The organism is Streptomyces sp. NPDC050548, assembly GCF_044457385.1.
Lineage (GTDB): Bacteria > Actinomycetota > Actinomycetes > Streptomycetales > Streptomycetaceae > Streptomyces.
Genome location: NZ_JBITGV010000007.1, coordinates 53,064 through 78,097, shown reverse-complemented (window position 1 = coordinate 78,097; position 25,034 = coordinate 53,064). Strand labels below are relative to the sequence as shown.

Below are 25,034 nucleotides of genomic sequence, written 5' to 3'. Positions count from 1 at the left end.
CGCTCACCCCGCGCGCCGCGGACGTTCCAGCCCCAGCACGCGGTCCTTCAGTGCCGGGAACTGTTCGCGTGTCACGGACACCCGCGCCGGGTCGAATTCCACCGTGAGGACCTCCTCGCCGGTGCCCGCCTCCGCGAGGACCTCGCCCCAGGGGTCGACCACGATCGAGTGACCGGCCTGGGGAACTCCGGCGTGCGTGCCGGCCGTTCCGCAGGCGAGGACGAACGACTGGTTCTCCACGGCGCGGGCCTGCGCCAGGAGCGTCCAGTGGGAGCGGCGGCGTTCGGGCCAGCCCGCGGGGAGGACGAGGGTCTCGGCGCCGGCGTCGACGAGGCCGCGGAAGAGTTCGGGGAAACGGAGGTCGTAGCAGGTGGCAAGACCGATGACGGTCTGGGGCAGACGGACCGTCACCAACTCGCTGCCCGCGCCCATCAGCACGGCCTCGCCCTTGTCGAAGCCGAAGCGGTGGATCTTGCGGTAGGCGGCGGCCAGTTCGCCGGAGGGGGAGAAGACCAGGGACGTGTTGTAGAGGGGGCCCTCAGGGTCGCGCTCGGGGATCGAGCCCGCGTGCAGCCAGACGCCCGCGTCGCTCGCCGCCTTGGCCATCGCCTCGTAGGTCGGCCCCTCCAGCGGCTCGGCCTCGCTGCCGAACTGCTCGTAGGCGAACGCGCCCGTGGTCCACAGCTCCGGCAGGACGACCAGGTCGGCGCCCGCCTGTTCGCGGACGAGAGCACCCATCCGAACCCGGCGAGATTCGACCGATTCGCCCTCTTCTACGGCGATCTGGATGAGAGAGGCGCGCACACTACCACCGTCCTGGCATTCGAGCCGTTCACACGGGCCTACGATCGTCACACGAAAGCACTGCCGGGGTGCCTCACAGCAGCGTAACTTAGCGTTCCAAGACACCCGCCGACAGCCACCTCCCGCTGGCAACGCCGCCCGCCACCCGACCTGTACCGACCGCCGAGGGGTCCCGTTCCGTGAGTCTGCATCCCACTCTCCAGCCCTACGCCGACGCCTGGACCCACTCCATCGAAGCGATATCCGAGCTGGTGACCCCCCTCGTGGAGGGAGAGTGGAACCGGCGAACGCCGTGCCCGGGCTGGTCGGTGCGCGATGTGGTCTCGCACGTCATCGGGCTGGACAGCGAGATGCTCGGCGACCCGCGTCCCATCCACACCCTCCCGCGCGACCTCTACCACGTCACCAACGAGCACCAGCGGTACATGGAGATGCAGGTCGACGTCCGCCGCCACCACACGGCGCCGGAGATGACGTCGGAGCTGGAGTACACGATCATCCGGCGCAACCGGCAGCTGCGCAACGAGTCGCGGGAGCCGGGCCGGAAGGTGCGCGGCCATGTCGGCACCGAGGTCACGCTCGAAGAGTCCATGCGGACCCACGCGTTCAACGTGTGGGTGCACGAGCAGGACCTGCGTACCGCCCTCGGCCGTACCGGGAACCTCGACTCCCCGGGCGCGCACATCGCCCGTGACGTGCTCCTCGCCGCGCTCCCGAAGGTCGTCGCCGAGGACTCGGGCGCCCCGCGCAGTTCGGCGGTCGTCTTCGACGTGCACGGTCCGATCGAGTTCCTCCGGACGATCCGCGTCGACATCCAGGGCCGCGGCAGTCTGGAGACGGCCCCGGCGCTCGGCCCCGCCGCGACCCTGATCCTCGACTGGGAGACGTACGTCCGGCTGGCCTGCGGGCGGGTCTCCCTCGAAGCGGTGACGGACCGCGTCAAGGCGGACGGCGATCCGGAGCTGGCGGCGTCGATACTGCGCAATTTCGCGGTCACGAAGTAGCACACCCGAGTCAGTCACCGGGAGCGGGAATTCGTTGTCGGTGATCGGCTGAGTGCGGCAAGCCTCCGCCGCATGTCTGACGTGACGTCCATCAGAACCGAGAACACCGAGCCCGGCGACGGTCCGCCCCGCCTCACCCGGCTCACCTTCCACGGTCCCCTCTCCGAGGAGCGGGCGACCCGGATCGTACGGCGGCTGGCCGGTGCGGCGCCGCGGACCGTGCCCGATCTGGGGTGCGGCTGGGGCGAGTTGATGCTCCGGGTGCTGACCGCCGTACCGGAGGCACGGGGCACCGGAGTCGACCTGGACGCGCGGGATCTGGCGCGCGGGCGGCGCGGTGCCGAGGCGCGGGGGCTCGCGGAGCGGGTCGTGTTCGTCGAGGAGTCGGCCGTGGGGACGGCGCGCGGGCCGGCCGACCTGGTGCTGTGTGTGGGTGCGAGCCACGCCCTCGCCCCCGAGATCTCCGAGGCTTTGCGTGCGTTGCGGGGGCTCGTCGCCGACGGCGGGCGGGTGCTGCTCGGCGAGGGGTTCTGGCAACGTCCGCCGACGGCGGCCGAGTTGGCACGCATGTGGCCGGAGGCCTCCGCCGACGACCATCTCGACCTCGCGACGCTCGTCGATCTGGCGGTGGCGGCCGGGTTCCGTCCCATGGGGGTCCCCCCGGTCGAGCGAAGCCGAGGGTGGGGGAGGGTCGAGACGGCGAACGCGGACGAGTGGGAGGAGTTCGAGGCGGGGTACCAGGCGGACGTGGAGGTGTGGCTCGCCGGGCACGGCGATCACCCCCTGGCCGCCGAGACGCGCGAGCGCCTCGATCGGCACCGGGCCCATTGGATGGGCTACCGGGGCGTGTTGGGCCTCGCCTACCTGACGCTGATCCCTGCCTGATCCCCTGTCAGGGGTGGCTCGCGTGCGGCACGTGCACCGTCTCCACCCGGCTCGCCACCAGCCGCTCGCGCTCGCGGCGGGCCGCCCTGCGCCGTAGCCGCAGGATCTGGCTGACGCCGAGCGCCTGGAGCACGAAGACCACCGAGAACGCGATCGAGTAGTTGTCGCCGGTCGCGTCGAGCAGCACACCGATCGCGAACAGGGTCGTCATCGAGGCCGTGAAACCACCCATGTTGGTGATTCCGGAGGCGGTGCCCTGACGCTCCGGCGGGTTGGCCGGGCGGGCGAAGTCGAAGCCCAGCATCGAGGCGGGACCGCAGGAGCCGAGCACCGCGCACAGCACGATCAGCAGCCACATCGGCGCGTGCGCGCCGGGGTAGACGAGGACGACCGCCCAGACCAACGCCGTCGCGCCGACCGTGCCCAGCGCCAGCGGCAGCCGGGCCGCGTGATGCCGGGCGACGATCTGGCCGTAGACCAGACCCACCACCATGTTGGACAGCACGACGAGGGTGAGGAGTTCGCCGGCGGTGGCGCGGGACAGGCCCTGGGCCTGGACCAGGAACGGCAGGCCCCACAGGAGCAGGAACACCATCGCCGGGAACTGGGTGGTGAAGTGCACCCACAGGCCGAGGCGGGTGCCCGGTTCGCGCCAGGAGGCGGCGATCTGGCGGCGGACGTAGGCCGCGCCCCGGTGCGGGAAGGGCTCCGGCTCGTGGCCCTCCGGGTGGTCCTTCAGGAAGAGCAACAGCAGGACGAGGACTACGACCCCGGCGAGCGCGCTGCCCGCGAAGGCGGCCGTCCAGCCGATGCCGTGCAGCAGGCGGGCGATCACCAGGGTGGAGACAAGGTTTCCGGCCATCCCGGCCAGACCCGCGAGCTGGGCGACCATCGGTCCCCGCCGGGCCGGGAACCAGCGGGTGCCCAGCCGCAGCACGCTGATGAACGTCATCGCGTCGCCGCAGCCGAGCAGCGCGCGGGAGGCGAGGGCGGTGCCGTAGGAGGGGGAGAAGGCGAAGCCGAGCTGGCCGGCGGTGAAGAGCACCACCCCGATGGTCAGCACCTTCTTGGTGCCGAGGCTGTCGACGAGCAGGCCGACAGGTATCTGCATGCCCGCGTAGACCAGGAGTTGGAGGATCGAGAAGGTGGAGAGCGCCGAGGCGTTGACGTGGAAGCGCTCGGCGGCGTCGAGGCCGGCCACTCCCAGGGACGTACGGAAGATGACGGCGACGAAGTAGACGGAGACGCCGATGCCCCATACAGCGAGGGCGCGCCGGCCGCCGGGCGGATCACCGGGCAGGGAGAGAGCGGAACTTGAACTGCTGCTGCCGCTGCTGCTCATCGGACCTCGCCCCGGGCCAGGTGGGAGAACCAGTCGACGTGCTGGTGCACGATCCCGACGGCCGCCTCGGCGTCGCCGGTGCGCAGCGCGTCGAGGATCGCCTCGTGCTCGGTGAGCGTCTTGGCGATGCGGTCGGGGTGCGAGTGCATGATGGCGACGCCCATCCGCAGCTGCCGGTCGCGGAGTTGGTCGTAGAGGCGGGAGAGGATCTCGTTGCCGCCGCTGCGGACGATCTCGGCGTGGAAGCAGCGGTCGGTGACGGCGGCACCGGCCAGGTCGCCCGCGGCGGCCTGTTCCTTCTGCCGCGCGAGGAGTTCTTCGAGCCGGGCGATGAGGGTCGGCGAGGCCGGTACGACCTTGCGGACCGCGTGCTGCTCGACCAGCATCCGGGTCTCCACCACGTCCGCGATCTCCTGCGAGGAGACGGGCAGGACGAGGGCGCCCTTCTTCGGGTAGAGCTTGATCAGCCCCTCGACCTCCAGGCGCAGCAGCGCCTCGCGCACGGGTGTCCGTGACACTCCGACGGCCTCGGCCAACTCGCCCTCGGTGAGCAGGGTTCCGCCTTCGTAGAGCCGGTCCAGGACACCTTGCTTGACGTGGGTGTAGACGCGGTCCGCGGCGGGGGGCTGTTTGACGGCGGGCGGGGCGGAACCGGTGGTGACGAGGGACGGGGACGACATGAGGACAGCATAGATACAACACGTACGCATGAGGGGAGCCGTCCAGGATGCGGACGGAACCAAGGGGGACCCGGGGTGCGTCTACGGATGTGTATTTCCGCGGCCGGTTCCCGGGGGCGTGTCACACATTCGAGGAACCCGCCCCAGCAACCGCACAACCTTCTGTGCTACTTACGTGTCACACACGTGCGGCCCTCTTCTTTCCCCCCTCCAACTGGGCCGTTCCTCAGGGGCATTCAACGTATTCGGGGTACCTCAGTTGATTACTGCCATTAACGGCATCAAGGGCAGCCGCTTCCGCAGAGCCGCCGCGGTCACCGTGACCGCAGGCGCCGTGCTCGCGACCGGCGCCCTGACCGCGGCACCCGCGCAGGCTGTCACGACGCCCACCATCACCGCCAAGGGCGGGTTCCTGATGAACAGCGCGAACGGCAAGACCCTCTTCGCCAAGGCAGCCGACACCAAGCGGCTCACGGCCTCCACCACGAAGGTCATGACCGCGAAGGTCGTGCTCTCCCAGTCGAACCTGAACCTGAACGCCACGGTCACGATCAAGAAGGCGTACAGCGACTACATCGTTGCCAAGGGTGCGTCGTCCGCGCACCTGATCGTGGGTGACAAGGTCACCGTCCGCCAGCTGCTGTACGGGATGATGCTGCAGTCCGGCTGCGACGCCGCGATGGCCCTGGCCGACAAGTACGGCTCCGGTTCAACCGTCTCGGCCCGCACCAAGAACTTCATCGCCAAGATGAACACCACGGCCAAGAGCCTGGGCATGACGAACACGCACTTCGACTCGTTCGACGGCAACAGCAACGGCAACAACTACTCGACGCCGCGTGACCTGACGAAGATTGCCGTCAGCGCGATGAAACTCTCCACGTTCAAGACCGTCGTGAAGACCAAGTCGTACACAGCCAAGACGACCACCAAGACCGGTTCCACGCGGAGCACGACCTGGAGCAACACCAACACCCTGCTCGGCTGGAACGGCACACTCGGTATCAAGACCGGCTCGGGCACCGAGGCCCATTACTGCCTCGTCTTCGCCGCCACGAAGAACGGCGAGTCGGTGATCGGCGCCGTCATGACCGCCGCCAACGAGGCCAACCGCACGGCGGACGTGAAGAAGCTCATCACGTACGGTTACGCGAAGATCAGCTGACGTTCAGATCCACACGGGGACCTGCCGCATGCCAGCGGCGGGTCCCTTTGTCGTACGGCTCCGTCGCCGGCCGGGCTCTCTAGTCGGTGTCCGTCGCCGCCAGCACCGCGATCCGGCGGCGGTCGGGGGAGAGGGCGGCTATGCCGTAGTCGGACTCGATGTCGCCGTGGAACCAGTCCGTGTCGGTGTCGAAGTGGAACCAGGTGCTCTGCCGGGCACGGTGCTCCACCTCCTCCGCGCTCGCGCCCGCCGGAGCACCGCTCAGCCCGGCGATCGAACGCCATGCCCACAGTCGGCCATACGCGCCGTGCACGCCCGTGTCGAACATGCCGCCCATCGACGCCGTGGCGAAGAGGAGCCGCCAGATCTCGTCCAGCGGGCGGACGGCGATCTCGAAGCGATCCGTGGGGGCGAGCCCGTCGACACAGGGCATGGACAGGGTCGGCAGCAGAGCCGGTACCCGCTCGGGTGCGATGGCCTCGTCCAGCATGAAGACCCAGGCGCCGTGGTCACCCCATTCGCCCGCCTTCACGGCGGCAACAATGCTCTCCTGTACGTCCGTTGTGGCCCTGTCGCGCAGGGCGGACCGCTCGGAGGTACGGGGCGTCGGCGGGTCCACGCGACCCTCGGCGGGCAGCTGACTCGGCACTCCGTAGAAGGAGCCGTTGATCGAACGGCTCGGGAAGCCGGCGCCGGACTCCACGTCGCGGCGGTGCGCCGGAAGCCAGGACAGAGGGTGCCACGGGGGTCGTACGCGCGACGAGGAACGCAGCGCCGGATACGCGTCGGTCTCCACACCACGGAGCACCAACTCGTGGAAGAGGCAGACGTACAGCTCGTCCAGGTGATCCAGTCCGCGACGGTCGAAGACGGTGGCTGCGAGGTCGGTGACCTGTTGGTGCTCCGCGAGGAGCGAGGCGACGAAAGGCAGCAGGGGGCGGGAACTCCCTGTGGGCGGGCGCTTCTCGTCGAGGAGTTGGAGGAGGTTGACCAGGCTGTCACGGCTGGGGGTGAGGGCCAGCACCCGTACGACGTGGGCCAGTTGGCGCTCGTACTCCCTTACCTGCCGAACGGCGTCCTCGTGCCGGTGGGCCAACTGCTCCCCCAGCTTGCGCACGTACGATGCGTCGCCTTGCGCGGCGCGCTGTTCGGCGTGGTTCCACGGGAGCCCGTCGAGATCACTCACCCTCGGTCGTCGCCTGCGTGCGCTGCGAACGCCGTCCAGGTGGCGGGGGTGAGACGGAGTATGGGGCCGTCGGGTGCCTTGGAGTCTCGGACGGCGACTGTGGTGGGGATGTTGCGGGCGACTTCGACGCACTGCTGTCCGGCATCACCGCCGCTGTAGCTGGACTTGACGAACACGAACTCTGTCACCGGATCTACATCTCCTTGCGAATGGCTTCGATCAGATCGAGAGCGTTGCGCTCCGCCAGCCCCACTCGCGCGATGCGGTCGAAAATCCGACCATGCCGGGCCGCGTCCTCCTCGCTCTCCAACCAGAGCGTAGAAGAGGGTACGTCCATGTGCACGACGTCCAGGGCACCGGGTTCTGCGAACGAGACGATGCTGAACGACCCGATCATGCCGGGGTTCGCGCCTGCCAGAAAAGGCACCACCTGCAAGGTCACCGTGTCCGTGCGGGCCAGGTCCAGCAGCTGCCCCAGCTGCTCCTTCATCACGGCACGGCCACCTACGAGTTGGCGTAGCGCTCCCTCGTGCACCACGGCCCACAACTCCAGTGGCCGTTCCGAACGCAGTCGGGCCTGACGAGCCAGCCTCGCCTCCACAAAGGGTTCGATCTCCCCCGGGTCCTCCCACGATCCCGCGCCGACGGCCACCGCACGCGCGTAATCCGGTGTCTGCAACAGGCCGGGAACAAAGGCCAGTTCCCAGGTACGCATGCTGGTGGCGATGTCCTCCAATGCCACGTACTCGACCATCGCCGAAAGCTGCGGGTACTGGTTCCACCAACCACGAGCCTTGCGTCTCTCACGGTCCGTCCTCGCAAGGGTCAGCAACCGCCCGATCACCGGCTCAGCCGTCTCGCTGTACAGGTGACAGAGCGCGCGAATGTCCGGATCACGGATCGGCACCTGCCCGCGCTCCATCTTCGCGACCTTGGCCACCGACGCCGACAACGCCTCGGCGGCATGCGCCTGACGCAGCCCACGCACCTCACGCATGCGGAGCAGTTCACCGCCCAGCCGCCGCGCCAGCACGGTCGACACGGACACCCCGCGATCAGGGTTCCGACCTGCCATCTCGCGCTCCCTCCCGACGAGTTGGTCACAGTCTGTGCCGTCGTCGCACTGCGAGCAAGCAAATTCGAGTAGAAATTTATGGCCTCACACTTGCTGGCCAATGACTCCCACCGCTACCGTCAGTACCGAATCACCCACCCAGCGACACCAGTTGGCGGAAGCGCACCGTGCTGCCTGCACCCGGCACAGCACGGCAGAGCCACCCCACCTGGCCCCGTCCCCCACCGCACAAGGAGGTGCGCCCCGGTGACCGACTCCTGCCCTCCCGGATACCCCAACCCCCACGACCGCCGCCGCTACGACCACTACGACGCCGTCACCTACACCCCGTACCCGATCAACATCCCCCGCGCCCGCAGACACGTCGCCCACCTCACCACCACCTGGGGACACCCCCACTCCGCCGGCGACGCGGCCCTGCTGGCAAGCGAGTTGTGCACGAACGCCTTACTGCACGGCTGCCTCCGGGACCGCCTGTTCCGCGTGGAGACGTCCCTCACCGGCAACGCCCTGCGCGTCGCGGTCACCGACCCGAGAGGCGAGCGACTCCCGTGGCCCCAAAACTCCACCCCGGACGACCAGTTCGGCCGAGGTCTCCTCATCGTCCGTACGCTGGCCGCCCGTTGGGCCGTGGAGAGGCTCACTGTCGGCAAGACGGTCTGGGCGGAGTTGGACATCGCGGGACCCTGAACGGCCTCGCTTCCGGGCCACTGCGAACCGTAGGATTATTGCAACAGCAAGTGAAGTGTGAGGCCGACGTGACGGGGGCGGGGATACGGCATGGCAGTGCCCGGAACAGGCACGGACCAGGGCGGCGGCCCCAACCTGCGCGTGACGTCCTCCGACCTCACCAAGCTCGCCGGTGACCTCGACGACATGCAGGATCACCTCGACAAGCAGGTCAGACGCATGGACGCGATCGTCGACCGCATCGAGGCCGGCTGGCGCGGCCCGGCGGCGACGGCGTACCGCGAGTTCCACCGCGCGGCGACCGAGGACGCCGTACGCATCCGCGAAGTGATGAAGCTGCTGGAAGAGGCCGTACGCATGAGCAGGGACGGCTTCTCCGCGAACGACATCGAGGTGCTGGAGCAGATGCGGAAGATCCAGGTGAACGTCGCCGGCGAGGTCGCCAAACTGTCCACGCCCGGCGTGGAGGCGACGGGCGGCGATACGCCGACGCCGCCCCGCAGCAGCCTCGACTCCTTCTGAACCGAGCCGTCAAGTGCCAGTCACCCAGCTGTAGTTGCCAACGGAACCGATATCCAGGGGGATCATGTCGACCGGGGCTTCCGCCGACGACGACCACATAGCCGTCTCCTTCGCCACGCTCCACGACCTCGCCACCGAGCTGGAGGACATCCTCAAGCAGCTCAACGGCAAACTCGACGACCTCTACGACCGCGCCGAACCGGTCGTCCTGTCCTGGAAGGGCGAGGCCCGCGAGGTCTTCGTGGAGAAGCTGGACGAGTGGGACCGCTCGGCACAGGATCTGCAGGCCGCGCAGAAGTGGCTGCACGCATACGTCACCACAGGGCATGCGAATTACTCGGCGGCGCACCGGGCGGTGCTGCGGGGTTGGGGGGCGGCCTGATGGTAACGCCCTCTCCCTCGCCATCGACGACACCGCCCGCCACCACCGGCAGCGGTTCGCTGCCCGCCCCGGCGTCCGGCTCGGGCGGTGCGACCCCCGCGCCTTCTCCTGGTTCGCTCCAGGACCCGCAGGGCAAGGACCTCTCGCAACAGGACACGGTCTCGGCCCGGCAGCAACGTTCCGACGAGCTGGCCGCGATGAAGCCCTCCGCTCCGGGCAGCAGCGTGGTCACCGGGTTCGACGTCCAGCCGCCGCACGTGTACTACGCGTCCTTCATGCTGCGCAACGCCCAGTACGACTTCGCCGACCGGGCCAAGAGCCTCGTCGACACGCTCGACGGATACGAACACGCGGTGGGCTGCGGCTCGGGACCGGAGGCCTTCGCCAAGGCGTACACCGAGATCGCCGCCCTGTTCCTCGACGTCTGGGACCGGGCCACCGAGGGTGTCGGAGGTGCGGCCGTGGGCCTCACGGTGACCGCCAACAACTACGCGGAGGCAGAACACGCCACCAACATCCTGACCCCTTCGGTGGTGAAGAAGAGTCCGCCGGCCGTCCTCAAAAGGGCCGGTGCGGGTGGCCCGGTCGCCGATCTCGCCTGGGGCAACGCCTCCGCCGAGGACGGCTGGGGCAACGCGATCATCGACGAGGTCTCCGGCGCGCTGAGCTGGGTCGGCGACCACGTACTGCGCCCGATCCTCAAGCACGCTCTGCAGCACGGGAAGGTCGCGGACATCACGCCGGGCGGCGACGACGTCAGCCTGCCAAAGATCGCGCAGGCCTGGCGGCAGGCGGGCAAGGACGCCGAGAAGTCCGCGGACAGCTTCGACGACGCCATCGCGTACATCACCAATCCCGCGTCGGGGAACGACGAGTGGCAGAGCGCGATGAGGGACTTCTGTTCCTCGATATGGGGCACAACGGCCTGGGGCCAGGAACGGCTCGGCCACAAGTGGAACCACAAGGATGGCCGGCGGCCCGCGCTGGATGTCCTCCAGGACTCCGCACGAGACATCGCCACGGCCAGTGACGGGGTCAGCGCCGAAGTCACGAAGATCAGGTCCACGATCATCGACGTCTACAAGGACGCGGCGACGAAAACCTTCGCCGTGAAGGGGATCCTGGACGCCCTGGAAAAGCTCAGCGAACTCCCCGAGCTGGCCGCGGAGTTCATATCCAACATCGACACGGGGCGCCTGAATCACGCGGTTGACGCCTACAACCGGGAAATTCATTCCTACGGTGCCGAATTGAGCACACTCAAGGAAGCTCTGGAGGAAGCAAGGCTCAGTGTCCCCAGATACGCTGCCGAGGAAGCACGTGCCGAGGCTTTCGGTGCGCGGTCGCTCGACGAGTTCAAGCACAGTCACGCCTGGACGAATCCGGAGGACACCAAGAACGGCATCTACAAGATCGACCTCGCAAGCAACGAATGGCTCGACGGCGGCCACACTCTCGACAAACACGTAGGCAAGTCGGACGAACAGCTCGCCCAACGTCTACGCGATCAGGGAGATCCGCCGACAGCCGCCTGGCCACACGGAAAGCCGCATGTCGGGGCGGCGTCCACGTTCACTACGACGGCACAGGCACAGAGACTGACTCAGTACAATGTGGACGAGAACTCAGCCGAAATCACAGCATGGCTCGGGCGTCCACCGTCAGCTCAGAACGACGATCTCAAACTTCCCATCAATTGCACGGCACCAAATGGTGAGACGAGCGGGCGCAGTGTCACCAAGCAGCCGAACGATGTGAACAACGAGGGGTTCAAGACCAAGGGGCTGGAGGCAGAAGCCATTCCAGTCAACAAGGTGAGAACCATCCTCAAGTACGACCCTCAACTGGATCCTCCGTTCGTCGTCCTGACGTCAATGCCCAACAGATAAGCCGCATTTCAGAGGCTAGGAGTGGCCATCAGTACGGATTGGTATCCCGCTTCGATGACGTGGCAGGACATGGACCCGGCTACGCATCTGTTCGACCCCGCTCGGGCAGCAGACGTCGTGTACGAGATCGCGTCCTCGCCGGACCCGCGGTCCGGTCGCGCGGGGGTACCGCGGTCGACCCGTTCAATCGCCCGTGGTCTTGCCGAACACTACGACTCCTGGGCATTCGGCTGGTTCAATGCGACAGGTTCATCGCCCGACTCCGGACTCGTTGTCAGGGAGGTCCCGGCAAGCGGCCCGGGCGGGAGCGAACTGGAGCAGCAGACGCAGCGGTGCCTGAGTGCCTTGCTTCAATGGCGAGCGTGGCTGGAGGAACTTGCCGCAGTCTTCGAGCAGTTCACACTCGGGCCGGACGCGGACGAGAAACAGATCCGCCAAGTGCGCGAGCAGGCTGTCGCTCCCCTTGTCACACTCGTCGTCGAACGCACCGGAGCCGGTGAGAGCTGGCGGTCCGTCTTCGAACAGGCACTTGCCTGGTACTTGGAGTCGACCGGTCTGCCTCCGGCCGAGGCGGAGGAACTGACGGACGAGGTCGTGGACTCCGAGTTCGAGAGCTGGGTCGCGCCCGATGAACAAGCGGTGGACCGGGTTCGGGAGGCCATCGGAGGATACGGTGCGTGACGACCTGCAGAACTGGCTACGGGTGCGCGCCGAAGTCGACTGGAGACACGCGTCCAAAACTCTGACAGGCCCGATCCATGGACGCCGCGACGCCGTCGACGAGGTGATCGGGACAGGCGGCAGGCCGAACGATCCCGCTCGCGGTGCCCGAGTACGGGCTGCTTGGCGGATGGCCCGAGCGGACGCCACGGCAGGCAGGCCCCTCGACTTCGACGTCCTGTGCACGTGGCAGAAGCTGGTACTCGGGCGGCCTGATGTCGCATTTCGCGTCCTGCCTGCCTTCGCCAAGGCCGGACGGGAGCGGTACGGCCTGTGCGCCGATACACCGGCCCAATTCGATGAATGCCTGCGGCAGGCCACTGACATCGACACCGTCCTCCCGCTCCCGGCCCGTGCGGCCCGTGCCTATCTCGATGTGTGCTTCTTCCATCCCTTCGACGACGGAAATGGCCGTGCCGCTTTGCTGGCCCTGGCATTCGTGCTGGCACGCGAGGATGTCGTGCTGGACGAGGTCGGTCCCATCCAGATACGCCGATACGCCGAGGACGCGTCGGGCGCGAGAGCGTTGGCGCGTCTGATCCACGTCCTGGCCACAGCCGCCGAGCGCCGTGACCGGACGGAAACGTCGACGGATGCGCGAGGATCCGATGGCGGAACCCACCGTCCGTACCTATCCGCAAGCCCCTCGACGAGGTGACGCCCGTGCAGGAATCGCCGGCAGTGCGTACAAGAAGTTCGACCTACCCCGACCACGAAACCGCCCAATGGGCCACCCAACAGGTCGTCACTGCCAACGAGCAGGCGATCCACCGCTGGCTGGCCCAGTCCACGCGCCCCCGCCTGACCATCGAGGCGTCCTGGCCCTCCCGCCCCGAACCGGTCGGACGGGTCCTGCTCCAGGCGATGATGCTGGCCGGACGGGACCCGGTGGACGTCCGCGCGGCCCGGGTGATCCTGAAGCGGGACGCATCCCGGCCGCACGGGTTCGCTGTCCACGCCACGTTCCCTGTCTACCTGTAACAACCCGATCCGTAGAGGCTGATCCCCTTGCCCCTGAGCCCCCTCGAACACGACCGCCGCTACGGCGAGTTGGACCAGGTGATCCGCGCCTACGCCGGACAGCCGCCCGACGACACCCCGGACAAGCCGAGCGAGGCGCTGGTCGCCTATCTCCGCCACACCTGGCACACCCGCCCCTGGGCCCTCGCCGTCGCCGAACGCCAACTCCGCGAGTACGCCGACAACCCTCCCGGCCGACTCCGCCTGCGTCTCGGCGAGTTCTACGCCGTCCCGGACGTCGGCCTTCCCGAATCAGACGTCCAGCAGTGGCTGTACTGCCTCGCCGACCACATCAAGCACAGCGTCGAGGAGGGCGAGGTCCCGCCCCCGGCCACTCCCGCCACCCATTGGGAATGGCACGCCCGCTTCCCGGAACTCGGCCAGTTCCTCGGCGGGTGGTTCTCCCAGGACATGCCGGACGAGTTCGACGACCACGACGCGGCGGTCGACGACTACCGGACCTCGACCGACCCGCAGTTGGTCGCCCACCTCGTCGGCGAGCTGCACGAACTGCTCACTCTGGACATCGACGAGTCCGACTACGCCCTCGCCCTAGCCGAGTTGGGCATGGAGGTCGACCCACCGGCGCCGTACTCACCCAGCGGCTGGCTCGCACTGGTCGCCGACCGGCTGACCGCGCCGCGTGCCGAGTACGGGCCCCCGCCGGGCAGCGCCGCGAAGTGACCCAGTGGGCCGATGAGTTGACGCCTTACACGCTTCGGCGGTCCCGTGCTGTGGATTCGGGTGATCTTCCACCGCAATCCTGAACATCCTTGTATCAGCTGGCATATTCATTCGCCTCCGCCCTGCGTTCCCCGGCGGAGGTGGTTCACATGAACGACCCCAGCAAACGACCCGATTCCGCCGAACAGCACGAGGCGATCGACGTCAACGACTTCGTCTACGCGACTACCGGAGCCCGCGTCCGGAGGCTGACCATGCCGGACGGGACGCACTGGTTCCCGGCTGTGGATGTCTGCAAGGAGTTGGGACACTCCAATGCCAGAAAGGCTCTCGCCGACCATGTTCCCGAGGGGTCCCGAGAAACTCTTGAGACCGTAACGAATGGTTACGGTCTCAGCGTTCCCGCAGGTCGGGAGTGGCGCCGAGACATGAATCTCATCAATCTTCAGGGGCTGCTCTTCCTCGTCAACGCCTGCACCAAGCCCTCAGCCGCGCCCTTCAAGCAGTGGGCCGTCGAAGTGATCGAGACCATCCAGCGCGAAGGCTCCTACACCCTCGAAGAAGCCGAGGTGCAGCCCGCCGACCCCGGAGCCTCCATCGCGTACGCGATGCCCGAGCAGGTCGCCGAGGCCATCGTCCGGCTGGAGGCGCACAACCTTCAGGTGGACGGGGAGCTTGCGGTCGCGCAGCGTGAATCGCTGGCGTTGCAAAGGGAGATGCTCGCCGCCCAGCGTGCGACGCTCGTCGCGCAGGAGACCATCGCCCAGGCCATGGGACGCATCGCGGACCGGCTCGACGTGCTCGCTCTCGACCGTCCTGCGGTCGTCGACGCCCCCGCCCTTCAGCCCACCACGGAATCCGTGCTGGCCGACTGGCGGCAACGGCTGTCCGTCACGGAGGACGTGTGGACGGTGGCCGTGGTGATCGCACCGGTGCTGGTCGAGGAGGGGGGAACTGCGTGAGCCGCTCGAATCTATCGCGTCGCGTACGGGGCTGACCGTACGCCGCGTCAACGAGTGTCTCCGCCTGCTGCGCCAGCACGCCTGCATCCGCTCGCGCGGCGGGGCGGAGGACGGGGCGCCGGTGTACGTGCTCGACGGGTCCTGAGGCCGGCCTGAACACTCCGGAACAGCGGAGGGGGCGGTCGCAAAACGAAGTTGCGGCCGTCCCCTCCAGGCGTCCTAGGGTACCGAATGGGCGGACGTCACGCCCAGGTGATCAGCCGCTTCGGCTGTTCAAGAATCGCCGCCACATCCGCCAGCACCTTCGACCCCAACTCCCCGTCCACCAGCCGGTGGTCGAAGCTCAGCGCGAGCGTCGTGACCTGGCGGGGCTTCACCTTGCCCTTGTGGACCCACGGCTGGAGTTTGATCGTGCCGATCGCGAGGATCGCCGACTCGCCGGGGTTGAGGATCGGGGTGCCGGTGTCGATGCCGAAGACGCCGACGTTGGTGATGGTCACCGTGCCGCCCTGCATCGCCGCGGGAGACGTCTTGCCGTCGCGTGCCGTGGACACCAACTCGCCCAGTGAATCCGCCAGTTGGGGCAGCGTCTTCACGTGGGCGTCCTTGATGTTCGGCACGATCAACCCGCGCGGGGTCGCCGCCGCGATGCCGAGGTTGACGTAGTGCTTGAGGACGATCTCCTGCGCGGCCTCGTCCCAGGACGCGTTGATGTCCGGGTTGCGCTTGATCGCGACCAGCAGGGCCTTGGCGATCAGGAGCAACGGGTTCACCCGCAGGCCCTGCAGCTCCTTGTCCTGCTTCAGTTCCTCGACCAGCTTCATCGTGCGGGTCACGTCCACCGTCACGAACTCCGTGACATGCGGCGCCGTGAACGCCGAGCCGACCATCGCCGCCGCCGTCGCCCTGCGGACGCCCTTGACCGGGATGCGGGTCTCCCGGGTCGAGTCGTACGTCGCGGAAGGCACCGAGAGGGCCGCGGGGACAGGGGTCGGTGCGGGTGCGGGGGTCTGCACCGGTTCCGGTGCCGGGGCCTGCGCCGGAGCCAGCGCCGCGTGCACGTCCTCGCGGGTGATGATGCCGTCCGGGCCCGACGGGGTCACCGTCGCCAGGTCGACGCCCAGGTCCTTCGCCAGCTTGCGCACCGGCGGCTTGGCGAGGGGGCGGGACGGGGACGCCACTGCCGGCGCGTGGCCGTTCAGCTCCGCCTGTACGGCCGCCGTCGCCGCCGACGCTTCCTGCGCCGGGATCTCCGCGCCCTTGCGGGGGCGGCGCTTCGTCGCGGACGTGGAGACGCCGTAGCCCACCAGCACCGGGGTGCGGGCGGCGGGCTTCGCCTCCTCCACCGGCTCCGGCTTCGGCTCGGGCCGAGCCTCGGCCGCGGAACCCGCGACCGCCACCGCGATGATGGACGTGCCCACCGCCACCGTCGTCCCCTCCGGGAAGCGGAGTTCGTGGACCACGCCGTCGTACGGGATGGGGAGTTCCACCGCCGCCTTGGCCGTCTCCACCTCGCAGACGACCTGGCCGTCGGTGACGGTGTCGCCGGGCTGGACGTACCACTTGAGGATCTCGGCCTCGGTCAGGCCCTCGCCCACGTCCGGCATCTTGAACTCGCGTACGGACGCTTCCGCTTGAGTCATCGTCGTCACGACCCTCTCCTCAGTACGCCAGAGCGCGGTCGACGGCGTCGAGCACCCGGTCCAGGCTCGGCAGGTACTCCTCCTCCAGGCGGGCCGGCGGGTACGGGGCGTGGTAACCGCCGACCCTGAGCACCGGGGCCTCCAGGTGGTAGAAGCAGCGCTCGGTGATGCGGGCCGCGATCTCGGCGCCGGAGCCGAAGAACACCGGCGCCTCGTGGACCACGACCAGGCGGCGGGTCTTCTCGACCGAGGCCTGGATCGCGTCGAAGTCCAGCGGGGACACCGAGCGCAGGTCCAGGATCTCCAGCGACTTGCCCTCCTCGGCCGCCGCGTCGGCGACTTCCTGGCAGAGCTTCACCATCGGGCCGTAGGCGGCGAGGGTCAGGGCGGTGCCCTCGCGGACCACGCGGGCCTTGTGCAGGGGGCCGGGGATCGACTCGGTGTTGACTTCGCCCTTGTCCCAGTAGCGCCGTTTCGGCTCGAAGAAGATCACCGGGTCGTCGCTCTGGATGGCCTGCTGCATCATCCAGTAGGCGTCCGACGCGTTCGACGGGCTGACGATCTTCAGGCCGGGCACGTGGGCGAACAGGGCCTCGGGGGACTCCGAGTGGTGTTCGACCGCGCCGATTCCGCCGCCGTAGGGGATGCGGACGACGACAGGGAGTTTGACCTTGCCCAGGGAGCGGGCGTGCATCTTGGCGAGCTGGGTGACGATCTGGTCGTAGGCCGGGAAGACGAAGCCGTCGAACTGGATCTCCACGACCGGGCGGTAGCCGCGGAGGGCCAATCCGATGGCGGTGCCTACGATGCCCGACTCAGCGAGGGGGGTGTCGACCACCCTGCGCTCGCCGAAGTCCTTCTGGAGGCCGTCCGTGACGCGGAAGACGCCGCCGAGCTTGCCGACGTCCTCGCCCATGATGAGGACCTTGGGGTCGGACTCCAGGGCGGCGCGCAGCGATTCGTTGATCGCCTTGGCCAGCGGCAGGTTCTTGGTTGTCGCGGTCTGCGCCATGTCACTTACCCCCTTCTTCGTCCGCGAACGACGCCTGGTAGGCGGCGAACTGGGCCCTCTCCTCGTCGACGAGCGCGTGCCCGTCCGCGTACACGTGCTCGAAGAGTGCGAACCGGTCCGGGTCCGGCATGGCACGGACCGCTTCGCGTACTCGCCTGCCCAACGTCTCGCTTTCCGCTTCGAGTTCCGCGAAAAATCCCTCGTCCGCGTGGTTTGAGGCTTCGAGATACCGGCGCAGGCGCAGGATCGGATCCTTCGCCTCCCAGGACTCGCGCTCCTCGTCGGCGCGGTACTTCGTCGGGTCGTCGGAGGTGGTGTGGGCGCCCATGCGGTACGTGTACGCCTCGACGAGCGTCGGGCCCTCGCCGCTGCGGGCCCGCTCCAGCGCCCACTTGGTGACCGCGAGGCAGGCCAGGACGTCGTTGCCGTCGACGCGGACGCCGGGGAAGCCGTAGCCCTGCGCGCGCTGGTAGAGCGGGACGCGGGTCTGCTTCTCGGTGGGCTCGGAGATGGCCCACTGGTTGTTCTGGCAGAAGAACACCACCGGGGCGTTGTACACCGCCGAGAAGGTGAACGATTCGGCGACGTCGCCCTGGCTGGAGGCGCCGTCCCCGAAGTACGCGACGACGGCGCTGTCGGCGCCGTCCATGGTCACGCCCATCGCGTAGCCGGTGGCGTGCAGGGTCTGCGAGCCGATGACGATCGTGTACAGGTGGAAGTTGTTGGTGTTCGGGTCCCAGCCGCCGTGGTTGACGCCCCGGAACATGCCCAGCAGGTTGGTCGGGTCGACGCCGCGGCACCAGGCGACGCCGTGCTCGCGGTAGGTCGGGAAGACGTAGTCGTCCTCGCGGGTGGCCCGCCCGGAGCCGATCTGGGCGGCCTCCTGGCCGAGCAGCGAGGCCCACAGGCCCAGCTCGCCCTGGCGCTGGAGGGCGGTGGCCTCGGCGTCGAAGCGCCGGGTGAGCACCATGTCGCGGTACAGGCCGCGGAGCTCATCGGGGGTGATGCCGGCGACGTACTTGTCGTACGGGGCGGTCTTCGCGTTCTTGACTCGCTTGCCCTCGGGCGTCAGCAGCTGGACGAGGTCCGGGTCGGCGCCCTTGGCCTTGCTTCCGGCGCTGCGTCGCGGCTTGCGCGTGGCAGTGCTCTCCACGGTCACGTGTGCTCCTCCGTCGGTCCGGCTCCCCGGGTTCGCCGGGTGCCAGTGCGGCTCACCTGCGCCCCACGGACGCACAGGGTGGGTGCGGTTCGTCGGGAGCAGGCGTGACAGGTGCCCCGGCGAGCGCCCTGCAACAGGCACGTTACCCAGTGCTCCACAATTCTGTGAAACCCCTCCTGACCTGCGATTTTGCTTGGATTTCCAAGTAAATCGGCAAAGTCGGGAACAACTCCTGGTCACAGCCTTGCAGGGGGCCGGAACAACGGCACGTTATCCCGGTCACCTCGGGCACGGGAAGAGGCCGCGTGTGAGACTTGCCGTGTGCGCGAAGACGGAAAAATCAGCGTTTTTCTCCTCGATGACCATGAAGTGGTACGCAGAGGTGTCCATGAGTTGCTCTCCGTGGAGGACGACATCGAGGTGGTCGGCGAGGCCGGCACGGCGGCCGACGCACTGGTGCGGATCCCGGCCGTGCGCCCCGATGTCGCGATCCTGGACGTACGGCTCCCGGACGGCAGCGGGGTCGAGGTGTGCCGGGAGATCCGCGCGCGGGACGAGTCGGTGAAGTGCCTGATGCTGACCTCCTACGCGGACGACGAGGCCCTGTTCGACGCGATCATGGCGGGTGCCTCCGGGTACGTCCTGAAGGCCATCCGGGGGAACGAACTGCTGAGTGCCGTACGGGACGTCGCGGCCGGGAAGTCGCTGCTGGACCCGGTGGCGACCGCCCGGGTCCTGGAGCGGCTGCGCAACGGCGGCGCCGAGCCGGACGACAGGTTCGACGCGCTCACCGACCAGGAGCGCAGGATCCTCGACCTGATCGGGGAGGGGCTCACCAACCGGGCGATCGGCGAGCGGCTGCACCTCGCGGAGAAGACCATCAAGAACTACGTGTCCAGTCTGCTTTCCAAACTCGGTATGGAGCGGCGCTCGCAGGCGGCGGCCTATGTGGCGCGCAGACAGGCCGAGCGGCAGCGCCATTAGGGACCAAAGACCTCTCCCCCGGGAGGCCCGATACGCCGACAGTGGTCGTATGTCCGAGGACGCACAGCCGGCCGTCGCGCTGCTCTCCCGCGCCGATCACGGCAGGGTGGCCACCACTCTGCGGGCGCTGCCCTTCCTGGCCCTCGCCGGGCACATCGTCCAGGACGGCCGGCTGCTGCTGCGCATGCCCCTCAGCCACGGCCACCACCACGCGTGCGTGGGCAGCGTCGTCGCCTACGGGGCCGACAACCTGGACTCGGCCGGACCGGGCGAGGAGTTGTGGTCCGCGCAGGTGATCGGCAGGTGCGAGCCGCACGAGCCGACGGCCGACCAGGTCGAGCGTTTCGGCCCGACCCGGGACGCGATGGTCTACCTGCGCATCGAACCGCGGCTCGGCACCGTGCACGCGGTGGACGGCGGTCTGGAACGGCGCTTCGGGCCCACCCCGTGACCGAAAGCGACCATCGACGACCGAGCGGTGACTTTCTGTGACAAACCGCAGCTCACGGGCGCGTTCCGTGCCCTAGCATCGGCCGCGTGCCACCCTTACGTGTACCACCCCTCGTGCCCCACGCGCCCCCACTGGGCGCCCTCCTCCGCCAGTACGCCGCCGGGTCCGCCGTCACCTGCGAACCCGTCGAACAGGGCCTCCTGAACCGCGGCTACCGGCTCCGCACCACCCGGGGCCGCTACTTCCTCAAGCACCACTTCGACCCCGAGACCGCGGACCCGGCGGCGATCGCCCGCCAGCACGCCGCGACCCGGCGCCTCGCCGACCTCGGCGTCCCCGTCGCGCCGCCGCTGCCCGACCGCGACGGCCGTACGGTCGCCGTCGTGGGCGGTCACGCCTACGCCCTGCACCCCTGGGTCGACGGCCGCCACCGCCACGGCGGCCAGCTCACCCCCGTCCAGTGCGGACGCCTCGGCGCGCTCCTCGGGATCGTCCACGCGAGCCTGGAGCGGGTGATGCCGGGACAGCGCGGGGAGTGCGCGCCGGGGGCCGACCCCGCCGACACCTTCGCCCTCATCGACGACCTGCTCGGGCACGTCCGCCGGCACCGGCCCGCCGACGCCTTCGACGAACTGGCCCGCCACCGGCTGCTGGAGCGGCGCGAACTGCTGGAGCGGCACGCGGACCGGCGCCCGCCGCGCGGGGGCTCCGTGGGCTGGGTGCACGGGGACTTCCACCCGTTCAACCTGCTCTACAAGGGCGACGCCCCCGCCGCGATCGTCGACTGGGACCGGCTCGGCGTACAGCCCCGCGCAGAGGAGGCCGTACGCGCCGCCGCGATCTTCTTCGTACGGCCCGACGGGGCGCTCGACCTGCCGAAGGTGCGGGCGTACGCGCACGCGTACCGGCGGGCCGCGCGGGCCACCCCCTCCGAACTCGCCGCCGCCGTGCACCGGGTGTGGTGGGAACGGCTCAACGACTTCTGGATGCTGCGCTGGCACTACGAACGCGGCGACACCCGCGCGGACCCCCAGTTCCCGGCCGCCTCGGCGCTCGCCGTGTGGTGGACGCGGGAGTACGACGCGGTGTGCGAGGCCTTCACGGAGTACGCCCCCTAGAGCCTCCTGGAGGACGACGGAAAACGGCACGCGCGCGTGGACCCCTGTTACGGGGTGCACGCGCGCGTGTCGTTGTGCGTGGAGGTCAGCCGGCGCCCAGGGCTCCGGCGACGGCGCCGGTACCGCCGTCGGCACCCGGGTCGCCCGTGTCCGTCGGATCCGGCGAGGTGCTCGCGGTCGGAGTGTCCGACGGCTCCGTGGCGGACGGGGTCGGGGTGTTCGACGGCTCCTCGGAGGCCGTCTCCGACGGGGTGTACGAGGGTGTGCGCGACGGCGTGTAGCCCGAACCGGAGCTCGTGCCGCTGTCGTCCGTCTCCGTGTCCGAGGGCGTGGCCGACGCCTCGTCGCTCGGTGTCTCGGAGGACTGGTCGTCGGTCGCGGACTGCGAGGTCGTGGGCGACTGCGTGGTGCCCGAACCGCCGCTGCCGTTCCCGGTGTTGTTCATGGCCAGCGCCACGCCCGCCGCGATGGCGATCACCGCGAGCACGGCGAGGATCCACAGCTTGCCCCGGCCGCTGCCGTGGTTGCCGTGCCCCTCGAAGCCGCCGTCGTCGCCGTTGCCGTAACCGCCCGGCAGGATCGGCTGCGGGATCTGCGCGGTGCCGGAGGGGTCGCCCTGGGGCATCACGGTCGTGCCGGCGAAGCCCCCGGGCGGGGTCCCCTGACCGTTCGCCACGGTCACCGGGCCGGTGTTCCAGGTGCCGGTGTGGCCGCCCTGGTCGTAGAGCATCTGCAGGCCGTACTGGACCAGCCCGCGCATCTCCTCGGCCGTCTGGAAACGGTCGTCCGGGTCCTTGGCGAGGGAGCGCATGACGAGGCCGTCGAGTTCCGGCGGGCAGACCCCGTTCGAGGTCTGGGACGGCGGGACCGGGATGTCCTGGACGTGCTGGTAGACCACCGACAGCGGGGTCTCGCCGGTGAACGGGGGCCGCAGCGCGAGGAGTTCGTAGAGGAGGCAGCCCGTCGCGTACAGGTCGGAGCGGTGGTCGACGGCCTTGCCGAGGGCCTGCTCCGGGGAGAGGTACTGCGGGGTGCCCATGACCATGCCGGTCTGCGTCATCGTCGTGGACGCCCCGTGCAGGGCGCGCGCGATGCCGAAGTCCATGACCTTGACCGCGCCGTTGTGCGTGATGATCACGTTCGCGGGCTTGATGTCGCGGTGCACGATGCCGTGCTGGTGGGAGTAGGCGAGCGCCTCCAGGACCCCGGAGACGATGATCAGGGCCTGCTCGGGTCCGGGCGCCTCGGCGTTGAGGAGCAGGTCGCGGATCGTGCGCCCCTCGACGATCTCCATGACGATGTAGGGCACGGACTGGGCGCCGCCCGCGCCGTAACCGCCCGTGGACACCGTGTCCTCGCCGGAGTCGTACACGGCGACGATCGCGTGGTGGTTGAGCCCGGCCACCGACTGGGCCTCGCGCGTGAAGCGGGCCTTGGAGGTCGGGTCCTCGGCCAGGTCGGAACGGAGCAGCTTGACCGCGACCGTGCGTCCGAGCCGGACGTCCTCGGCCGCGAAAACCTCGGCCATACCGCCCCGGCCCAGTCTGTGGGTGAGCCGGTACCGGCCGTCGCCGACCAGTCCGCCGTTGCCCCACAGTTCCGGTGCGTCCGACATTCCGCCGCCAGCCGCCTCGGGGTCGGACGGGCCCTGAGCGTGCTGCTGTGCCATCAGTCCTCGCCGTCGTTTCTGCCCGCGGTGCGCGCGGTGTTGTCACGGTCTCCGTCGGCCACGCTACAGGCTCGGCGCAAGCCGCCGTTCCGGGATGAGTGCCGGAATCGTCCGGAGACGGACCGGCCATCAAATCGGTACCACGGGCCGCCGTGCAAATTCTGTGTACCGCCGGTACAGCACCTGTAACGCTTCCACGACTCTTCTTTCGCGTACGGTCACGGATCGGGCACCGCGCTTGACGTGTCAGTGCCCTCCGGCAGACTTGGCCGGGAATGGCAGCTTCGATCACCGAGCCGGCGCCGATGGGGGACACGGAACATGAGCCAGGACGGCCCACACGGCCGGTATACGGGGCGCGCGCTGGCGGGTGGCCGGTACCAGCTGCGCGACCTGCTCGGCGAGGGCGGCATGGCCTCGGTGCACCTCGCCTACGACTCGGTGCTCGACCGCCAGGTCGCGATCAAGACACTCCACACCGAGCTCGGCCGTGAACAGGCCTTCCGCGAGCGCTTCCGCCGCGAGGCCCAGGCCGTGGCCAAGCTCACGCACACCAACATCGTCTCCGTCTTCGACACCGGCGAGGACGCGCTCGACGGCTCGACGATGCCGTACATCGTCATGGAGTACGTCGAGGGCCGCCCGCTGGGCTCCGTACTCGACGAGGACGTACGGCAGTTCGGCGCGATGCCCGCCGACAAGGCGCTGAAGATCACCGCGGACGTGCTGGCGGCGCTGGACATCAGCCACGAGATGGGCCTGGTCCACCGGGACATCAAGCCGGGCAACGTGATGATGACCAAGCGCGGCGTCGTGAAGGTCATGGACTTCGGCATCGCCCGCGCCATGCAGTCCGGGGTCACCTCGATGACACAGACCGGCATGGTCGTCGGCACCCCGCAGTACCTCTCCCCGGAGCAGGCGCTCGGCCGCGGCGTGGACGCGCGCAGCGACCTGTACTCGGTCGGCATCATGCTGTTCCAACTGGTCACCGGGCGGCTCCCGTTCGACGCGGACTCGCCGCTGGCCATCGCGTACGCGCATGTCCAGGAGGAGCCGGTCGCGCCCTCCTCGATCAACCGTTCGCTGCCGCCGGCCGTGGACGCGCTCGTCGCCCGCGCGCTGAAGAAGAACCCGAACGAGCGCTTCCCGAACGCCGAGTCCATGCGCGAGGAGTGTCTGCGCGTGGCGTCCTCGCTGCACGCGGCGGCCCCGAGCATCGTGCCGGGCGCCCCCGCGCAGAGCGGCGCAGGCGTCGGCTCCGCGGTGTTCCCGCCCGTCGACCAGGCGGCCCCGGCGCCCACCGGCCCCGTCCAGACGCCGTACCACCCGGGCCCGTACCACCACGGCACTCCGGCGCCCACGCCGCCCTCGCCCGCCTACGGCTATCCGCAGCAGCCGGGCTACCAGACGCCGGCCTCGGTCGGGTTCGGGCAGCAGGGCATCTCCACCCCGCCGCCGTACAACCTGAACCCGCAGCACCCCACGCCGACCCCCGGGGGAGGCGGCGGCAGAAGCAACAAGCCCGTGATCATCTGCGCGGTCATCGTCGCTCTCATCGTGATCGTCGCGCTGATCGGGCGACTGGCGTCGGCCAACAGCGGCTCGGACGACTCGGGCAGCTACGGCAGCAGCTCCAGTGAGAGCGCTTCTGTGACGGCCGTTGAGGGCCACCGCGACGGCGACACGACGAAGACGATCGAGACGACCGCGTGCACGGAACCGGAGGAGTCGTACAACGACCCCACCGAGATCCAGATCCCGGACTTCCAGTTCAAGTACATCGACTCGGTCAAGTCCTGCCTCCAGGCCGCGGGCTGGAAGGTGAAGACCAAACCCGAGGACGAGAACACCTACGGCCAGGGCACCGTGATGGAGCAGTTCCCGGCGGCCGGCACGGACGTGGACCCCAAGAAGATGCCCCAGATCCAGCTGAACGTCTCGACGGGCAACCCGTCCTGACCCGTGACGCGGAAGGGCCCGGCAGC

The 25,034-nt window shown here is 69.1% G+C and carries 25 protein-coding genes and 1 pseudogene; 16 read left to right on the top strand and 10 right to left on the bottom strand.

From position 1 onward, the window contains the following. Nucleotides 1-3 precede the first annotated feature (3 nt). Nucleotides 4-804: a carbon-nitrogen family hydrolase gene (locus ACIBJH_RS20670; RefSeq protein WP_399118270.1), complete on the bottom strand. Its 801-nt coding sequence runs from the start codon at nt 802-804 to the stop codon at nt 4-6. 179 nt (nt 805-983) lie between these two features. On the opposite strand from ACIBJH_RS20670, the gene ACIBJH_RS20665 reads away from it, so the two are divergent. Continuing rightward, the gene (locus ACIBJH_RS20665) at nt 984-1,808 is read left to right on the top strand and encodes a maleylpyruvate isomerase family mycothiol-dependent enzyme (protein ID WP_399118269.1); all 825 of its coding nucleotides are present in this window, start codon (nt 984-986) and stop codon (nt 1,806-1,808) included. Nucleotides 1,809-1,880: 72 nt separating this feature from the next. Further along, complete coding sequence (locus ACIBJH_RS20660; RefSeq protein WP_399118268.1) at nt 1,881-2,693, top strand: SAM-dependent methyltransferase; 813 nt, start codon at nt 1,881-1,883, stop codon at nt 2,691-2,693. A gap of 7 nt (nt 2,694-2,700) precedes the next feature. Here ACIBJH_RS20660 and ACIBJH_RS20655 read toward each other — a convergent pair whose 3' ends face one another. Together ACIBJH_RS20655 and ACIBJH_RS20650 are read right to left on the bottom strand one after the other, a co-directional pair. Next, nucleotides 2,701-4,035, bottom strand: a complete 1,335-nt coding sequence (locus ACIBJH_RS20655; RefSeq protein ID WP_399118267.1) for a nitrate/nitrite transporter — start codon at nt 4,033-4,035, stop codon at nt 2,701-2,703. Next, entirely contained in the window at nt 4,032-4,715 is a 684-nt protein-coding gene (locus ACIBJH_RS20650; protein ID WP_399118266.1) for a GntR family transcriptional regulator, read from the bottom strand. Before ACIBJH_RS20650 ends, ACIBJH_RS20655 begins: the two co-directional genes overlap by 4 nt. 259 nt (nt 4,716-4,974) lie before the next feature. On the opposite strand from ACIBJH_RS20650, the gene ACIBJH_RS20645 reads away from it, so the two are divergent. After that, entirely contained in the window at nt 4,975-5,880 is a 906-nt protein-coding gene (locus ACIBJH_RS20645) for a D-alanyl-D-alanine carboxypeptidase family protein (protein ID WP_399118265.1), read from the top strand. A gap of 79 nt (nt 5,881-5,959) precedes the next feature. Here the strand turns inward: ACIBJH_RS20645 and ACIBJH_RS20640 are convergent, their stop codons facing one another. Genes ACIBJH_RS20640 through ACIBJH_RS20630 form a run of 3 tightly spaced genes read right to left on the bottom strand, consistent with a single transcriptional unit; the run spans nt 5,960 to nt 8,141 of the window. Next, a complete protein-coding gene (locus tag ACIBJH_RS20640; protein ID WP_399118264.1) occupies nt 5,960-7,066 on the bottom strand; it encodes a DUF6183 family protein in 1,107 nt (368 codons plus the stop codon). Further along, nucleotides 7,063-7,254 (bottom strand): DUF397 domain-containing protein, encoded by a 192-nt coding sequence (locus ACIBJH_RS20635; protein WP_399118263.1) that lies wholly within the window; start codon nt 7,252-7,254, stop codon nt 7,063-7,065. The genes ACIBJH_RS20640 and ACIBJH_RS20635 overlap by 4 nt, the downstream gene beginning before the upstream one ends. A gap of 5 nt (nt 7,255-7,259) precedes the next feature. Beyond that, the gene (locus tag ACIBJH_RS20630) at nt 7,260-8,141 is read right to left on the bottom strand and encodes a helix-turn-helix domain-containing protein (protein WP_399118262.1); all 882 of its coding nucleotides are present in this window, start codon (nt 8,139-8,141) and stop codon (nt 7,260-7,262) included. Between the two features lie 246 nt (nt 8,142-8,387). On the opposite strand from ACIBJH_RS20630, the gene ACIBJH_RS20625 reads away from it, so the two are divergent. The 9 genes and pseudogenes from ACIBJH_RS20625 to ACIBJH_RS20585 all read left to right on the top strand — a co-directional run bounded on the left by ACIBJH_RS20625 (nt 8,388) and on the right by ACIBJH_RS20585 (nt 15,155). Continuing rightward, nucleotides 8,388-8,831 (top strand): ATP-binding protein, encoded by a 444-nt coding sequence (locus tag ACIBJH_RS20625; protein WP_399118261.1) that lies wholly within the window; start codon nt 8,388-8,390, stop codon nt 8,829-8,831. 90 nt (nt 8,832-8,921) lie between these two features. Beyond that, nucleotides 8,922-9,353: a WXG100 family type VII secretion target gene (locus tag ACIBJH_RS20620; RefSeq protein ID WP_399118260.1), complete on the top strand. Its 432-nt coding sequence runs from the start codon at nt 8,922-8,924 to the stop codon at nt 9,351-9,353. A 64-nt stretch (nt 9,354-9,417) separates the two neighbouring features. After that, nucleotides 9,418-9,735 carry a WXG100 family type VII secretion target gene (locus tag ACIBJH_RS20615; RefSeq protein WP_399118259.1) on the top strand — a complete coding sequence of 106 codons (318 nt, stop codon included), beginning with the start codon at nt 9,418-9,420 and terminating at the stop codon, nt 9,733-9,735. A 275-nt stretch (nt 9,736-10,010) separates the two neighbouring features. Continuing rightward, nucleotides 10,011-11,624 carry an RNase A-like domain-containing protein gene (locus ACIBJH_RS20610; protein ID WP_399118258.1) on the top strand — a complete coding sequence of 538 codons (1,614 nt, stop codon included), beginning with the start codon at nt 10,011-10,013 and terminating at the stop codon, nt 11,622-11,624. 54 nt (nt 11,625-11,678) lie between these two features. After that, nucleotides 11,679-12,305 (top strand): hypothetical protein, encoded by a 627-nt coding sequence (locus ACIBJH_RS20605; RefSeq protein WP_399118257.1) that lies wholly within the window; start codon nt 11,679-11,681, stop codon nt 12,303-12,305. Next, a complete protein-coding gene (locus tag ACIBJH_RS20600; RefSeq protein ID WP_399118256.1) occupies nt 12,298-13,002 on the top strand; it encodes a Fic family protein in 705 nt (234 codons plus the stop codon). Before ACIBJH_RS20605 ends, ACIBJH_RS20600 begins: the two co-directional genes overlap by 8 nt. Before the next feature lie 23 nt (nt 13,003-13,025). Further along, entirely contained in the window at nt 13,026-13,325 is a 300-nt protein-coding gene (locus tag ACIBJH_RS20595; RefSeq protein ID WP_399118255.1) for an RNase A-like domain-containing protein, read from the top strand. Between the two features lie 27 nt (nt 13,326-13,352). Further along, nucleotides 13,353-14,048, top strand: a complete 696-nt coding sequence (locus ACIBJH_RS20590; RefSeq protein ID WP_399118254.1) for a contact-dependent growth inhibition system immunity protein — start codon at nt 13,353-13,355, stop codon at nt 14,046-14,048. A gap of 149 nt (nt 14,049-14,197) precedes the next feature. After that, nucleotides 14,198-15,155: pseudogene (locus ACIBJH_RS20585) on the top strand (Bro-N domain-containing protein). Between the two features lie 97 nt (nt 15,156-15,252). Here the strand turns inward: ACIBJH_RS20585 and ACIBJH_RS20580 are convergent. From ACIBJH_RS20580 to pdhA, 3 genes are read right to left on the bottom strand one after another with little or no spacing between them, the layout of a single operon-like run. After that, nucleotides 15,253-16,662 carry a dihydrolipoamide acetyltransferase family protein gene (locus ACIBJH_RS20580; protein WP_399118253.1) on the bottom strand — a complete coding sequence of 470 codons (1,410 nt, stop codon included), beginning with the start codon at nt 16,660-16,662 and terminating at the stop codon, nt 15,253-15,255. A gap of 10 nt (nt 16,663-16,672) precedes the next feature. Next, entirely contained in the window at nt 16,673-17,665 is a 993-nt protein-coding gene (locus tag ACIBJH_RS20575) for an alpha-ketoacid dehydrogenase subunit beta (RefSeq protein ID WP_399118252.1), read from the bottom strand. Between the two features lies 1 nt (nt 17,666). After that, entirely contained in the window at nt 17,667-18,824 is a 1,158-nt protein-coding gene (pdhA, locus tag ACIBJH_RS20570) for a pyruvate dehydrogenase (acetyl-transferring) E1 component subunit alpha (RefSeq protein WP_399118251.1), read from the bottom strand. Between the two features lie 321 nt (nt 18,825-19,145). Between pdhA and ACIBJH_RS20565 the strand changes: the two genes are divergently transcribed. The 3 genes from ACIBJH_RS20565 (at nt 19,146) to ACIBJH_RS20555 (ending at nt 21,377) form a co-directional block, all read left to right on the top strand. Next, nucleotides 19,146-19,808 (top strand): response regulator, encoded by a 663-nt coding sequence (locus ACIBJH_RS20565; RefSeq protein ID WP_399118250.1) that lies wholly within the window; start codon nt 19,146-19,148, stop codon nt 19,806-19,808. A 49-nt stretch (nt 19,809-19,857) separates the two neighbouring features. Beyond that, nucleotides 19,858-20,259, top strand: a complete 402-nt coding sequence (locus ACIBJH_RS20560; protein ID WP_399118249.1) for a pyridoxamine 5'-phosphate oxidase family protein — start codon at nt 19,858-19,860, stop codon at nt 20,257-20,259. Between the two features lie 113 nt (nt 20,260-20,372). Further along, nucleotides 20,373-21,377, top strand: coding sequence for a phosphotransferase (locus ACIBJH_RS20555; RefSeq protein WP_399118610.1), 1,005 nt, complete (start codon nt 20,373-20,375; stop codon nt 21,375-21,377). Nucleotides 21,378-21,462: 85 nt separating this feature from the next. Here ACIBJH_RS20555 and ACIBJH_RS20550 read toward each other — a convergent pair whose 3' ends face one another. Next, nucleotides 21,463-22,992 (bottom strand): protein kinase, encoded by a 1,530-nt coding sequence (locus ACIBJH_RS20550; RefSeq protein ID WP_399118609.1) that lies wholly within the window; start codon nt 22,990-22,992, stop codon nt 21,463-21,465. A gap of 375 nt (nt 22,993-23,367) precedes the next feature. Between ACIBJH_RS20550 and ACIBJH_RS20545 the strand changes: the two genes are divergently transcribed. Continuing rightward, complete coding sequence (locus ACIBJH_RS20545) at nt 23,368-25,008, top strand: protein kinase (protein ID WP_399118248.1); 1,641 nt, start codon at nt 23,368-23,370, stop codon at nt 25,006-25,008. The last annotated feature ends 26 nt before the right edge of the window (nt 25,009-25,034 follow it).